Below are 13,870 nucleotides of genomic sequence, written 5' to 3'. Positions count from 1 at the left end.
GGTGAATCCCGCCGTAGTGGTCGATTCCGATTCACCGGCAGTTCATCCTGCCGACGCCGGGGCACCATGCGCCGGCCCTAGCCTCGGTAGCGTGATCTCACTTAGCCGCCGCCTGTCCTTGCCCTTAACCTTGCCACTGGCCGTGTCCCTGCTGGCCGCCGTCGCCGTTCCGTCCCACGCCGCACCGTCCCATGCTGCCCCGTCCGGCGCCGTCCCCGGCGCACTCTCGGCCCAAGCGCCTGTGGAGCAGCCCTCCGGAGAGGTGCCGCTGACCGAGCCGCGACCCGCCTACAGCCAGGACTTCTCCGGCGCCGGCCTGCCCGCGGGGTTTACCGCCGTCGAGGGCGAGTGGAAGGTGCAGGACGGCCGGCTGTACGGCACCAGCACCGGTTCCGGCCAGATCTCCCGTGCCACCTTCGGACCCCACCTTTCCAACTTCCGTCTCGAAGCGACCGTGCGGTTTGAAAACGTCCTCAATGCCGCCCGGTGGTCCGCGCTCGCTCTCGATATCCAGCCCGGCGGCGGGGTTCCCTACTGGCTCGCCACCATGCGCTCAGGCAGCACCGCCACCAACGGCCTGGAGTTTGCCGAACGGACGGCTGCCAACGGCTGGAACGTCACCGACACGGCGTCGGCTCCCACAAACGCCGGCACCGGACAAGACGTGCGCGTTGCCGTGGAGGTGCACGGCAGGAAGGCCGCCTGGTACTTCAACGGCCAGAAAATGATGGAGACCAACCGCCTGGTCCGCTCCGACACAGGCATCCTGGGATTGGTGGCCAACGGTGCCACGGTGTCCTACGACGACATCGAGGTCACCGAACTCCCGGACACGGAGTCCCTGCTGGTCCGGCCGGGGGAACAGCCCGCGGTGATCGCCCACCGCGGTTTGTCCTCCGTGATTCCGGAAAACACCTTGCAGGCGCTGCTGTCAGGCGGCCGCAGCGGCGCGGACTGGATTGAAATGGACGTCAACACCACCAAGGACGGCATCCCGGTCGTCATCCACGACAACACGGTGGACCGGGTGACGGCGGGAACGGGCGACGTGTCCGTCCTCACCGCCGATTACATCGCCGGGCTGGAAACCGGTTCCTGGTTCGCCCCGGCGTACAGCGGCGCCAAAGTGCCCACCCTCGCTGAGTTCCTGGACCAGACGGAGACGGAGGGAACCGGGCTCCTCCTCGAGGTCAAGGGACCCGAGACCCGCGAGGAGGTGCAGCGCACCATTGACCTGATCCGCGACCGGGGGATGTTCAGCCAGACCATCCTGCAAAGCTTCGATACGAACGTCCTGCAGTACGCCCGCGACTACGCCCCCACCCTGCGGCTGGGCTTGCTCCGCGGCGCCCTCGATGCGGACGTTGTGGCGGCGGCCAAGCAGGTCGGCGCCGTCACGTACAACCCGAGCTGGAACGCGCTCGCGGCCCGCCCCGGGGCCATCAAGGAACTGCACGACGCCGGCATCGCCGTCATGCCGTACACCGTGGACAGCCCCCGGCAGTGGCAGGCCATGACCGACGCAGGAGTGGACGGCATCATCACCAACCGGGCCGGGGCCCTGGTCGGCTTCCAGAGTGCCTTGCCGTCCGCCCCGCCGTCGCCGGCACCTGCCCTGACGTTCCTCGGAAAGCTCGACGGCGCCACGCTCACCCGGGGCGACACTGCCGTCCCGGCCACCGCAGCCACCAACGCCGAGACCATTGTGATCACCCTGGACGGTGCCCCCGCGGAAGAAGGCGAAGCGGTGGACGTCAACTCCCTTACTCTCGGCGAACACACATTCACCGCCAAGGCCACCGGCCCCGGCGGTGAGACCACCGTCAGCGCCACCTTCACGGTCCGGGCAAGCGCAGCCGGGCTCCTCGCCCTGGTGGTGGCACCCGACGTGGATGCCAAGGTCCGGGACAAGGTGTTGAAGTACATCGACGCCGAACGCTGGGAGGACGCTGCCGCCGCGGCAGAGGCGGCAGCCGGCAAGGGTCTCCCTGCCGAGCGGGCAGCGCTCATTGCCTCCGATGCGCGGGCCCTCGCCGGATAGCCGGTTCCGAGTGCGTCAGCGAGAGCCGCTGCACACGGCCACAAAGGCCCGGAAGGGCGCCAGCCGCTCCTCGGCCGGCAGCTCCAGGGCCTCCGGGTGCCACTGCACGGACGCCACCCACCGGTCCGGGTCCTCCAGCGCCTCGACGGTGCCGTCCTCGGCCAGCGCTGTGACCACCAGCCCGTCCGCCACCCGCGCCACGGCCTGGTGGTGGCCGGAAGCGATCTTGACCGTGACGCCGCCGGGGCCGTGGCCGCCGCCGCCGTGATCTTGGTCGCCGTGCTCTTGGCCGCCGGGGCCCGGCTGTCCGGTCCCGGGTCCGCCGTACAGGCCGGCCACCTTGGTGCCGCGCCGGACCTCCACTTCATGCCAGGCCCACGGGCCCGCGCCGGGCACGGGGACCGCTTCCCGGTGCGGCACCGCGCCAGGGTCCATGTCCTGGATCAGGGTTCCGCCGTAAAGGACGTTGAGCAGCTGGTGGCCCCGGCAGATGCCCAGCACCGGCAAGCCGGCGTCGATCGACCGCCGTGCGATGGCAAGGTCCAGGTCGTCCTGCGCCGGGCTGACGTCGTAGCAGGCATCCCCCGGCTCCTCGCCGTAGAGCCGGGGGTCCAGGTCGCCGCCGCCCGGAAGGACGACGCCGTCGAGCGCCTCCAGCGGCTCCTCCGGTGAGGCAAGGAGCACCGGTTCGCCGCCGCCGTCGCGCACCAGCTCCACGATGTGGTCGAAGAGTTCGTTGGCCTCCGCCACCCGCGGATCCTGGCCCGTCGAGCTGCTGAGGCGGACGGGAAGGCCGATGCGCGGCCGGCTGCTGCGGGGGAGGGGCGGAGTCTGCATAATTCATTTTGCACACAGGCGCCGGGACTAGGATTGCCGGATGACGAACCGATACCTCGTGTCCCGCAGCCGCTTCATCGCGGCCGCCCCGGAAGCCATCTTCGACGTGCTCGCCACCCCCGCGCTGCACAGCGTGATTGATGGCTCGGATACCGTGAAGGGCGCCCAGCCGCGCGGCCCGGAGCGGCTGTCGCTGGGGGCGAAGTTCGGCATGGAGATGAACATCCTGCTCGACTACAAGATCCTCAATACGGTGTGCGAGTTCGAGGAGGGCCGGCGGATCGCATGGCGGCACTTCGGCGGGCATATCTGGCGCTACGTGCTGGAGCCCGCGGCCGACGCCGCCGGCAGGCCCGGCACCACCGTCACCGAACAGTGGGACGCCCGGCACGTGCCCGCAAGGATCCTCCTGCGCCTGCTCGGCTATGTCCGCCGGCACCCGGCCAACATCGAGCAGACGCTGGCCAAGCTGGACGCCTACATGAGCTCCGAAGCAGCCTCCGGCACCGGGTCCGCCCCGGACCAGCTCCGCTAGGGGCACCGGATGTGTGCTGCCCGCAGCCTGCACCCCAGCCCCCGGACGCTGGAGGTCGAAAGCCTGGACAGCTTCGATTCGCTGGTCGCGGCCGGGGCGAGGTCCATGCAGGGCTGGCATGCCCAGTCGCTGGACCTGCGCGGGCGCTCGGCGCAGCTCGCCGCGATGCAGGCGCAGGGCGGGATCTTCCTCGGCTGCACTTTCGACGACGGCGTGGAGGATTTGCTGCGCAGCCGCGGCGCCCTCATCTTCCCGCGGCTTGAGGCGGTGCCGTTCAACCCCTACCGCGGGCGGCTGTACACCCCGCAGGAGCTCTACGCGGGCATCTCCGAGACCCGCTACGAGGACACCCCGGACGCCAGGGTGTACCAGTGGAGCATCCGCCCCGGCCAGCGGCACCGCCTGGACGCGACACTGGCCGCTGCGCTGCACGACCACTCGATCGGCGATGCCCTCGACGACCTGGCCCGCTCGGACCTCTGCGCCGGCCGGACCATGGTGGGCGTCATGGGCGGGCATGCGGCGCACCGCGGGTCGGCCGTTTTCGAGGAGGCCGCCCAGCTGGGGCGCCTCCTGGCCCGGGACGGCCGGGTGGTGGCCACCGGCGGTGGCCCCGGCGCCATGGAGGCCGCCAACCTCGGCGCCTACCTGAGCGATGCCACGGAGCCGGACTTCAGGCGGGCGCTGGGTGACCTTGCCGCCGTTCCCGGGTTCCGGCCGTCCGTCTCGGCGTGGGCACGGTCCGCCGCCGCCGTCGTCGAACGCCATCCGGAGGGCACGCCCTCGCTGGGGATCCCCACCTGGTTCTACGGGCACGAACCGCCGAACTTCTTCGCCACGCACATCGCCAAGTACTTCGCGAACGCCATCCGCGAGGCCATCCTGCTGGAACTGTGCAACGGCGGCATCGTCTTCCTGCCGGGCTCCGGGGGCACCGTGCAGGAGATCTTCCAGGACGCCTGCGAAAACTACTACGGCACCCGTGAGACCATCACGCCGATGGTGCTGGTGGGCCAGGAGCACTGGCTGCGGCGCTACCCGGCGTGGCCCCTCCTGCAGAGCCTCGCGGCGGGCCGGCAGATGGAGGGCCGGATCTTCCTGGTGGACACGGTGGAGGAAGCGCTCGCGGTCCTGGACCGGTAGTGGCCTAGAGGTCCTTGCGGCACTGCGCTTTACCCAGTTCGTACAGGCCGTTGAGGTCCCCGGCGGCCAGGCCGTCCGGCGCCCCGATCTCGGGGTACATCAGCTGGACCGGATCGTCCACGTGCTCCAGCCCCATCACATGGCCCAGCTCGTGCAGGATCACCGCGGTCGCATACGCCACGCCGTCCTGCCGGCCCAGGTCCTCGGCGATCTGCGCGGCATCGAGTTCCAGGCTGCCGGTGACAAAGCTCTTGGGGCCGTCACCGAAGCTGAAGTGCGTGCTGCCCCCGGTGCCGATCACCGGGCCCTTCAGCTGCGGGGCCTGGTCCGGGGTGGTCCAGGTGATCAGCAGCGGCGCCCAGCGTTCCCCGTAGGCCTCCGGCTGGTACGGGACCCGGGTAGGCGAAGGCTCCTCGGTGGTGGCGCCGTCGTCGACGAAACGGATACCGGTGGCCCGGGAGATCGTCCGGATCGCGTTCCCGACCAGGTTCTCAGCACCCTCCGGGGCCAGTGCCGCGTTCACCACGTAGTGGAGTGGCCGGCACGGCGAATAGCCCACCGGGGTGCCGTCGTCGTTAACGGCCAGGAATCTGTAGGAGCTGCTGGCGACGGCCGGCTTCTGCGGGTGTCCCAGCGGCTGGTCCTCCTCCTCGACGCCGGGCGGCGGAGTGTCCGTGCGCAACTCCTCGGGCGCGGCCGGCTGGCCGGGCTGGCCCGCCATCGCAGTGCCAGGCCCGGTGCCGCGGCTCACTTCGAAGAGCCCGGAGAAACGCGGATCCCCGTAGATGAAACCGGCGGCCACAAAAGCCGCGCCGGCAATCAGGGCAGCGGCGGCCAGGCCGCGGACAATGCGCCATGTGGTGCGGGAGCGGCTGTGCCGCGGGGTGCGGTCCCGGAACTCCGGACCGTCCACTAGGCCACCACAGCGCCGAAGGCCAGTCCCAGCAGGTACGTCACGGCAGCGGCGCCCATGCCGATCGCCAGCTGGCGCAGGCCCCGGGTGGTGGGGGAGGTGCCGGAGAGGAGGCCCACCACACCGCCGGTGAAGAGGAGTGCGATGCCCACCAGCGCGGCGGACACCACCAGCGCCGCGATGCCGGTCATCCCGAGGACGAACGGCAGGATCGGCACGATGGCGCCGGAAGCGAAGAAGCAGAAGCTCGACGCCGCCGCGCTCCAGGCAGTGCCGACGGCCTCGTGCTCGTCGCGGGACTCCGGGACGTCCGGCTGCAGGGACAGGCTGGGGTCGCAGTCGCAGTCGCGCAGGCCCATCCGCTCCGCGACGCGGTGCTCGGCGGCCTCGCGGGACATGCCGCGGGCCAAGTACACCAGCAGCAGTTCGTTGTGCTCGATGTCGAGGGAGGGGGCGGCGGCGAGGGTGACTTGCGTGGGCCGGGTGGCGGCCAGGAGTTCGCGCTGGGAGCGCACCGAGATGAATTCACCCGCGCCCATGGACAGGGCCCCGGCCAGCAGGCCGGCGACGCCGCTGAGCAGCACCACGGAGCTGCCCACCCCGGAGGCCGCCATGCCCATGACCAGGGACAGGTTGCTGACCAGGCCGTCGTTGGCGCCAAAGACGGCCGCCCGGAAGGTGCCGGCCAGCCGGTTCCGGCCCCGGGTGGCCAGGCCGCGGACCACTTCCTCGTGGATCTGCTCGTCGGCCACCATGGCCGGGGTGGCGGAAGGGTCGGTGGCGTACGGGGACCGGCTTTCGGCCCGCTGCGCGAGGGCCAGGACGAAGACCGAACCGAAGTGGCGGGCCAGGAAACCCAGGAACTGGCTGCGCAGCGACGCGGGGCGGGGTCGGCCGGCGTGTTCGCCCAGCAGCTGGAGCCAGTGCGCCTCGTGCCGGCCTTCGGCGTCGGCGAGGGCAAGGAGGATGTCGCGTTCTTCGCCGGTGCGGTTCTGGGCGAGGTCCCGGTAGACCGCGGCCTCGGCCCGTTCGTCGGCGAGGTACTGCCGCCAGCGCCGGATGTCCGCAGAGCTGGGCGCCGCGGCAGGTGCCGGCGGCTCCGGGCTTGCGGCGGGGGTGCCGGGGCGGGCTGCGTCCTGCGGGGACTCCGGGCGGCGCGGGCCGTGCTGGAACGGGTCAGATGTGGCGTGCTGGGACACGGAAGCTCCTGGGCTGGAAAGGGCATGGTTCGGCCCCGTTGCGTAACCAGCGTACCCCGTCTTTCCGCGGATTTTCGGTCGGTGATCCTGAGCAAGGAGTTTAGGCAAACCGTAAAAAGCACGGTGCCGCGGCACGGTCCGCACCGCCCGGCGCCGCCGCGCGCGGGAGGCCTTGACCGTCCGGGTCCGCGGTGTTCGAATGAAACCCCAGGGCGGGTTCTCCGGAACCACAGCCGCCACAGCCGTTCTACGGAGGTTGCAACATGGACAACATCGGCTCACGTCCGGTCCAGCCGGCCCGGGATTCCCTTGAGTCAGATCCCGCGTATGACTACGCGGAGGACGCGCCCGTCAGTGACACCGGCGAGACCGAGGAGGAGGAACTCCTGGAGGAGGCCGACCGGCTGGTGCCCCTGGACGCTGAGGACTTCCTGGGCGATGAGAAACCCGTGGTGCCCCTGGACGGAGAGGAGTTCCTGGCGGCGGAGGAGGAAGAGTGAGCAGCCTCCCGCTGTCCTGAACTTCCGGCCCATAACGTCCGGCCTATTACCTCCGGTCCACAACGTTCGACGGCGGCGCCCCCGCGAAGGGAGCGCCGCCGTCGAACGTTAAGAGGTGGCTTTCGCCTTAGTGGGTCAGGACCGGGGCCTGTTCCTCCTCGGCGGCAGCGCCGCCGGCCACCCTGCGGCGCCAGTTGGACATGACCGCGGGGTCTGTCGGCTTGGTCAGCAGGGACACGGCGATGTAGACCGCCGCGGACGCCAGCAGACCGAAGTAGATCGGTTCGTTGGCGTAGATGCCGTCCAGCGGCACCTCGGCATTGATCTCCAGGATGATCATGGTGCCGAGGGTGACCACCGAGCCCACTGCCATGGAGGCGGCCGCGGCGGCGCCGGTGCCCCGCTTCCACACCAGCCCGCCGAGGATGGCGACGAGGAGCCCGCCCACCAGGATGTCGTAGGCGATGGTGAGGGCCGCCACAACGTCCTGCGTGACGATGGCGATGACAATCGCGACGATGCCGAGTCCCAGGACCCACATGCGGTTGGCGCGGACGTCGTGCTCCGGGTTGTCCGTGTCGTCGGTGTTGATGTTCTTGCCGAACCAGCTTGCGACGAACGGCAGGACGTCGGCGCGGGCCACGGTGGCTGCGGCGATCAGGGCGCCGGACGCCGTCGACATCATGGCGGCGACGGCGGCGGCGAGCACCAGGCCGCCGATGCCGATGGGCAGCAGGTTGGTGGCAACCTCGGCGTAGACCACGTCCTTGCCGAGAGCCTTGACGTCGATGTCCGGCAGCGCGACGCGGGCGCCGAGGCCGATGAGGGCGCCGGCGGCACCGTAGAGGATGCAGTAGATGCCGGCGGTGGCGCCGCCCCAGCGGGCCACCCCGGGGGTCTTGGCGGTGAAGACGCGCTGCCAGATGTCCTGGCCGATCAGCAGGCCCAGGGTGTAGACGACGAAGTAGGTGATGATCGTCTGGATGCCGATGCCGTCGATCTGGAAGAAGCTGGCGTCCACCCGTTCGCGGATGCCCTCGAAGCCGCCGGCGGCGTTGAGCGTGAACGGCAGCATCAGGAGGAAGATGCCGACGGTCTTGATCACGAACTGGACCTGGTCGGCCAAGGTGATGGACCACATGCCGCCGATGGTCGAGTAGACCAGGACGATCGCGCCGCCGACGGCGATGGCGACCGCGCGGTCCCAGCCGAAGAGCACCACGAAGATGGTGGCGTAGGCGCCGGTGGAGGTGGCGCAGAGCATCAGCGTGTAGGCCAGCATGACGATGCCGGACGTCTGGGTGGCGCGGCTGCCGTACCGCAGGCTCAGCATCTGGGAGACGGTGTAGATCTTGAGCTTCTGGATGGTGCCGGCGAAGAGCAGGCTGAGCAGCAGCACGCCGGCGCCGATCGCGACCACCAGCCACATGCCGGAGATGCCGAACTTGTAGCCCAGTCCGACGCCACCGACGGTGGAGGCGCCGCCGAGCACGACGGCGGCCATGGTTCCGGTGTAGAGGAACGGGCCGAGGCGGCGGCCGGCCACCAGGAAGTCACTGTTGTTCTTGGTGCGGGACTTGCCCCACCAGCCGAAGGCCAGCATGGCGATCAGGTACACCACCACTATGGCGATGTTGACGAAACTTGCGTCCATTAGGGGCTCCTCAGAGCGGTTCAGAGCAGGGCTGACCCGGCCGGTGCCCAGGAAGGCGCCGGGGATCAGATGCTTCTTGACGGGTACGGTGACGGACTGCCGGCGGATCGGCCCGGAGTCGGGACAGGTCCGTGTTTCGGCGGTGATTGCCCATTAGGCAACAGTTGTTGCCACACAGTATGTTGTGATCCGAGTAACAGTCAAGACGCATTACGCGTCGCGGGCGGATCAGGCGTGCCGGGGGTGCGGCCGCGTCTAGTATTGCTCCAACAATGGGGCCAAGCAGCCGGCCGGGAAAGGTTCCTACATGAAGGCTCTACCAGTTGAACCGAGCAACGTTCCCGTTGCCATCGGTTCCCGGATCCGCGCCGCGCGGCAGTCCCAGCGGCTCACTATCGAGCAGGTTGCCGACGCCACCGGGCTGACCAAGGGGTTCCTCAGCCGGGTGGAACGTGACCTTACCTCCCCGTCGGTGGCGTCCCTGGTGACGCTGTGCCAGGTGCTCTCCATTTCGATCGGCGATCTCTTTGCGGCCCCGGAGACCCATCTGACCAAGAAAGACGAAGGCCCGCGGATCTCGCTCGGCGGCGAGGGGATTGTGGAGCGGCTGCTGACCGCACGCTCTGAACGCCGGGTGCAGATCATCCAGGCCGTGATCGAGCCCCGTGGCCGCGGCGAATCGGAACTGTACGCGGTGGACTGCGACGTCGATGTGCTGCACGTGGTCCGGGGCAGCATCCGGCTGATCCTCACCAACGAGGAGTTCGAACTGCACACGGGGGACACCGTGACCTTCCCCGGCCGCGAGCCGCACACCTGGGTGAACCCGACCGATGACGCCGTCGAGGTCCTCTGGGTGCTGGTGCCCGCCGCGAGCCGGTAGCTTCCGGCTGATTTTCGCCCGGGCCGACGCGCTGCCGCCCAGTTACTTCCATCCGGGAGCCCTCCCGGGTTGGTGGGCCCCGGAAGTCTGCGGGTTCCTTGGCATGGGTTCCTGAGTAACTGGGCAGGAGCGTCACGACGGCGCCTCAGGGCCTGGGCTGCGCCGCTGCCCGAGGACCGCGCGGATCTCGGCCACGACGCGCTCGGGCTCAAACCAGATGTGCTCCGGCATGTAATGGAGCGCGGCAAAACCGGCCACCGTCGAGGCGTTGTTCCGGTTCAGGTCCCTGCGCATGTCCGCTCGGCGGGAGTGGAACGCGAAGCCGTCCACCTCCACGATCAGGAACCTTCCAGCAGAAAGTCCACCCGGCCGATCCCCGGCAGGTAAACCTGGGCGTCGTAGTTGATCCCGTTGGCGCGGAAGAGGTGCTGGGCATCGACCTCCACGATGGATTCGGCACGGAGGTCCAGTTCGAGCAGTGCCTTGCGGACCCGGCCGGACCGGTCGGCGGAAAGCTGATCCGTCAGCAGTGCCAGCGGGACCCCGTGCAGGCGCATGGCCGAGGTCGCGATGGCCGTCGACGCCGGGGGAGCGAGGCAGGTCATGGCGTGGAGCACCACGTCCTCGACTGCGGCCACGGGCAACGCCGGATGGGGCGCGAACCGGACCGTCCGGTGGCGGATGAACCCGCTGCCGTGGCCGTGGTTGCACGCCAGGTGGTGCTGCGCCGGCGGCCTGCGGAGCCACAGGCCGTAAGGCTCCGCCGCGCTGGCACAGCTGACCCGGGCGTTGCAGAGAATAGCCGCCTCGAACTCGGGGCGGCACCCCGGAACGACGAACACGCCGCGTCGGGGCTGGCGGACGCCGGAGGCCGCGAGATGAGCAATATCGGTCCGGGAATAGCCCGCGGCCAACAATTGCCCGGTCCGGGCGACGCCGCCCAGCTGCCTGAGGTATTCAACGGGGTCCATCAGGCCAGTACAGAGTGCGCCGGAAGCCTGTGGAACCCGGCAATCGTGCTATCTGGACAACGCGGAGGAGGGTGCGGCTGCGTTCCCGCCCGGTTACTGCCTGCCGCGGCGGGCGCTGCGGGACGCAGAACCCCGGATTTCCGCGGTTCTGCGCCGGTCTGGGCGGGGCAGCCGGCGAAGTAACTGGGCAGGAGCGCCGGGTCCCGCCGTCGCGCGCGGACCAGCCGGGTTCTGCCACCGCGCCAGCCACCACTCAGGGACTGATTTGTAAACATTTGATGCGCATCAGGCAACTTCAAGTGTATGATGGCTGTCACACCCGTCGGTCAGTCCTTGAAGGAGAGGCTTCTTTTGGAAGAGCTGCGCATCGAGGCCAATGGCAACCTTGGCCCCATCGATTCATCCCGCATCCCGCGCTACGCCGGAGCCGCCACCTACGCCCGCCTGCCGCGGCTGGACCAGGTCGCCAAGGCCGACGTCACGGTGGTGGGCGTACCCTTCGACTCCGGCGTCTCCTACCGTCCCGGAGCCCGCTTCGGGTCCAACCACATCCGCGAGGCCAGCCGCCTGCTCCGCCCGTACAACCCGGCCTGGGACGTCAGCCCCTTCGAAAACATCCAGGTCGCCGACGCCGGCGACATGGCCGTCAACCCCTTCAACATCAACGAAGCGATCGAGACCATCCAGCAGAACGCGCTGGACCTGACCGCCTCCGGCAGCAAGCTGCTGACCCTCGGCGGCGACCACACCATCGCCCTGCCCCTTCTCCGCGCCGCCGCGGAACGCGCCGGCGAGCCCGTCGCCATGCTGCACTTCGATGCGCACCTGGACACCTGGGACACCTACTTCGGCGCGGAGTACACCCATGGCACCCCGTTCCGCCGCGCAGTCGAAGAAGGCATCCTCGACACCGAAGCCATCAGCCACATCGGCACCCGCGGCCCGCTCTACGGCAAAAAGGACCTCGACGACGACCACCGCTTCGGCTTCGGCATTGTCACCTCCGCCGACGTCTACTACCAGGGCGTGCTGGAAACCGTCGCCAAGGTCCGCGACCGGATCGGGAACCGTCCGCTCTACATCTCCGTGGACATCGACGTGCTGGATCCCGCGCACGCCCCCGGCACCGGAACCCCGGAAGCCGGCGGCATCACCAGCCGCGAACTGCTCGAAATCATCCGCGGCTTCCGCGGCATGAACCTGGTGGGGGCCGACGTCGTCGAGGTCGCCCCCGCTTATGACCACGCGGACATCACCGGTGTCGCCGCCAGCCACGTGGCGTACGAGCTGGTGACCCTCATGGCGGACCGCGCCCTCGACGGCGACCGCTTCGGCGCCGCCAACGGGTACGCCGCGCAGGCCCTCGGCCAGGAAACCCGGCGCCCGGCCGGCTTCGAGGCTCCCGCGGCCCGGGTGGAAAGTGCGGCCCAGCGCGTGGAAAGCGGGGTCTCCCGATGACCGGCGTACGCAACGGCGGCGACCTGGTCGTCGAGACCCTCGAAGCGCTCGGCGCCAAGACCGTCTTCGGCATCCCGGGCCAGCACGCCCTGGGGCTCTTTGACGCCATGGGCCGCGGAAACCTGCACTTTGTGTCCTCCCGGGTGGAGAACAACTCCGCCTTCGCCGCGGACGGCTACTCCCGCGCCACCGGCGAGGTGGGCGTCCTGTTCCTCTCCACCGGCCCCGGCGCGTTGACATCGCTGGCCGGGCTGCAGGAGGCCTACGCCACCGGCGTACCGATGGTGGTTGTCGCCAGCCAGATCCCGCTCGAGGGACTCGGCGCGCGCCGCAAGGGCATGCTGCACCAGCTCGATGACCAGAAGGCCTCGGCCGCGAACGTCACCAAGAGCCAGCGGCTGATCCAGCACGCCTCCGGCATCCCCTCGGCCATCCAGGACGCCTGGACCGAGGCGATTTCCTCGCCGCAGGGACCCGTCTGGCTGGAAATCCCGCAGAACGTCCTCTTGGACCCCATCATGGTTCCCCCGGTGGAAGACGCCCTCGCCGAGGCCGCCGACAACCCGCCGCGCGTCGAACTGGTCCGCGAAGCCGTGAAATGGCTGTCGACGGCGGAACGCCCCGCCATCATCGCCGGCGGCGGAACGCGCCGCGGCCGGGCCGAGCAGTCGCTGCTCTCCATCGCGGAGAAGCTGCGGGCTCCGGTCATCTGCACCCCCGGCGGCAACGGCGCGTTCCCGTGGAACCACGAGCTCTCGCTGCAGTCCTGGATCGAGGACCAGTACATGACTGAGCTGCTCGAGGACGCCGACGTGCTGATCGTGATCGGCTCCTCCCTTGGTGAAGTCACCTCCAACTACTTCACCTTCGAGCCGCGCGGCAGGATCATCCAGATCGACGCCGAACCCCGGGTGCTGGAGTCCAACCGCCCCGGCCTGGGCATCAGGGCCGACGCCGGCCAGGCCCTCGCCGCGCTCGACGCCGCCCTGACGGAACCGCACGCCGAGCGTGCGGACTGGCACGGCACCTCACCCGAGGCCCTGGTCAAGGAAACACTGGCCAAGGTCAAGGCCCGGCTGGAATCCCAGGACCTCGGCAAGGAGCTGAAGTTCATGGCGGACATCAGGGACGCCGTGCCCGCCACCATGCAGACATTCTGGGACATGACCATCTCCGCCTACTGGGGGTGGAGCTGCTGGGACGCCCGCGAGGGACAGTTCCACTCCGCCCAGGGCGCCGGCGGGCTCGGCTTCGGCTTCCCGGCCGCGATCGGCGGCGCGGTCGGCCTGGAAACAACCGGCCGGGATGCAGCCGGCAAGCCCGGCGGCTCGTCACGGGTGCTCGCGGTTTCCGGCGACGGCTCGGCGATGTACTCCATCTCTGAACTGGCCACCGCCAAACAGCACAATGTTCCGGTGACCTGGCTGATCGTGGACGACGGCGGCTACGGCATCCTCCGCGAATACATGGTGGGCGCCTTCGGCAAGGCCACCGCCACCGAACTCGCGCGCCCGGACTTCGTCAAACTGGCCGAGGCCTTCGGGGTTCCGGCCGTCCGGGTGGCCCCCGAGGAGGTGGGGGACGCGCTCCGCGCCGGATTCGCCGCGGACGGACCGAACGTCGTCGTCGTCGAAACCCTGCTCAAGATGTTCGCCCCCACCCATCTCGAGGAATAACTACCCTCCATCGATTGACCACAAGTGGCCGCTATCCCGCCCGGGATAGCGGCCATTTGC

General features: G+C 69.6%; 13 protein-coding genes. 7 read left to right on the top strand and 6 right to left on the bottom strand.

All coding sequences use genetic code 11. The annotated features are described in order from the left end of the window. Nucleotides 1-91: 91 nt before the first annotated feature. Nucleotides 92-2,041 (top strand): glycerophosphodiester phosphodiesterase family protein, encoded by a 1,950-nt coding sequence (locus ACTWQD_RS12855; protein WP_443196516.1) that lies wholly within the window; start codon nucleotides 92-94, stop codon nucleotides 2,039-2,041. 15 nt (nucleotides 2,042-2,056) lie between these two features. On the opposite strand, the gene ACTWQD_RS12850 is transcribed toward ACTWQD_RS12855, so the two are convergent. Continuing rightward, nucleotides 2,057-2,878, bottom strand: a complete 822-nt coding sequence (locus tag ACTWQD_RS12850; RefSeq protein ID WP_443196515.1) for a gamma-glutamyl-gamma-aminobutyrate hydrolase family protein — start codon at nucleotides 2,876-2,878, stop codon at nucleotides 2,057-2,059. A 40-nt stretch (nucleotides 2,879-2,918) separates the two neighbouring features. Here ACTWQD_RS12850 and ACTWQD_RS12845 point away from each other — a divergent pair, with 40 nt between their 5' ends. Beyond that, nucleotides 2,919-3,413 carry an SRPBCC family protein gene (locus ACTWQD_RS12845; RefSeq protein WP_443196514.1) on the top strand — a complete coding sequence of 165 codons (495 nt, stop codon included), beginning with the start codon at nucleotides 2,919-2,921 and terminating at the stop codon, nucleotides 3,411-3,413. A gap of 9 nt (nucleotides 3,414-3,422) precedes the next feature. After that, nucleotides 3,423-4,556, top strand: a complete 1,134-nt coding sequence (locus tag ACTWQD_RS12840; RefSeq protein WP_443196513.1) for an LOG family protein — start codon at nucleotides 3,423-3,425, stop codon at nucleotides 4,554-4,556. A gap of 4 nt (nucleotides 4,557-4,560) precedes the next feature. Here the strand turns inward: ACTWQD_RS12840 and ACTWQD_RS12835 are convergent, their stop codons facing one another. Continuing rightward, nucleotides 4,561-5,469 (bottom strand): matrixin family metalloprotease, encoded by a 909-nt coding sequence (locus ACTWQD_RS12835; RefSeq protein WP_443196512.1) that lies wholly within the window; start codon nucleotides 5,467-5,469, stop codon nucleotides 4,561-4,563. After that, nucleotides 5,469-6,668, bottom strand: a complete 1,200-nt coding sequence (locus ACTWQD_RS12830; RefSeq protein WP_443196511.1) for a VIT1/CCC1 transporter family protein — start codon at nucleotides 6,666-6,668, stop codon at nucleotides 5,469-5,471. Before ACTWQD_RS12830 ends, ACTWQD_RS12835 begins: the two co-directional genes overlap by 1 nt. Before the next feature lie 263 nt (nucleotides 6,669-6,931). On the opposite strand from ACTWQD_RS12830, the gene ACTWQD_RS12825 reads away from it, so the two are divergent. Then, nucleotides 6,932-7,168, top strand: coding sequence for a hypothetical protein (locus ACTWQD_RS12825; RefSeq protein ID WP_443196510.1), 237 nt, complete (start codon nucleotides 6,932-6,934; stop codon nucleotides 7,166-7,168). Nucleotides 7,169-7,295: 127 nt separating this feature from the next. On the opposite strand, the gene ACTWQD_RS12820 is transcribed toward ACTWQD_RS12825, so the two are convergent. Continuing rightward, nucleotides 7,296-8,822, bottom strand: coding sequence for a sodium:solute symporter (locus ACTWQD_RS12820; protein ID WP_443196509.1), 1,527 nt, complete (start codon nucleotides 8,820-8,822; stop codon nucleotides 7,296-7,298). A gap of 307 nt (nucleotides 8,823-9,129) precedes the next feature. Between ACTWQD_RS12820 and ACTWQD_RS12815 the strand changes: the two genes are divergently transcribed. Beyond that, nucleotides 9,130-9,705: a helix-turn-helix domain-containing protein gene (locus tag ACTWQD_RS12815; RefSeq protein WP_443196508.1), complete on the top strand. Its 576-nt coding sequence runs from the start codon at nucleotides 9,130-9,132 to the stop codon at nucleotides 9,703-9,705. A 132-nt stretch (nucleotides 9,706-9,837) separates the two neighbouring features. Here the strand turns inward: ACTWQD_RS12815 and ACTWQD_RS12810 are convergent, their stop codons facing one another. Both ACTWQD_RS12810 and ACTWQD_RS12805 read right to left on the bottom strand, forming a co-directional pair. Further along, complete coding sequence (locus tag ACTWQD_RS12810) at nucleotides 9,838-10,041, bottom strand: hypothetical protein (protein WP_443196507.1); 204 nt, start codon at nucleotides 10,039-10,041, stop codon at nucleotides 9,838-9,840. 2 nt (nucleotides 10,042-10,043) lie between these two features. Further along, a complete protein-coding gene (locus ACTWQD_RS12805; protein WP_443196506.1) occupies nucleotides 10,044-10,676 on the bottom strand; it encodes a type IV toxin-antitoxin system AbiEi family antitoxin domain-containing protein in 633 nt (210 codons plus the stop codon). A 351-nt stretch (nucleotides 10,677-11,027) separates the two neighbouring features. On the opposite strand from ACTWQD_RS12805, the gene speB reads away from it, so the two are divergent. After that, a complete protein-coding gene (speB, locus tag ACTWQD_RS12800; protein WP_443196505.1) occupies nucleotides 11,028-12,134 on the top strand; it encodes an agmatinase in 1,107 nt (368 codons plus the stop codon). Next, entirely contained in the window at nucleotides 12,131-13,810 is a 1,680-nt protein-coding gene (locus ACTWQD_RS12795) for a thiamine pyrophosphate-binding protein (protein WP_443196504.1), read from the top strand. The genes speB and ACTWQD_RS12795 overlap by 4 nt, the downstream gene beginning before the upstream one ends. The last annotated feature ends 60 nt before the right edge of the window (nucleotides 13,811-13,870 follow it).

Source organism: Pseudarthrobacter sp. 1C304 (assembly GCF_052245515.1).
In the GTDB taxonomy this organism is placed as follows: domain Bacteria; phylum Actinomycetota; class Actinomycetes; order Actinomycetales; family Micrococcaceae; genus Arthrobacter.
The sequence above is the reverse complement of the archived record's forward strand: the minus strand, read 5'-3'. Positions and strand labels throughout refer to the sequence as shown.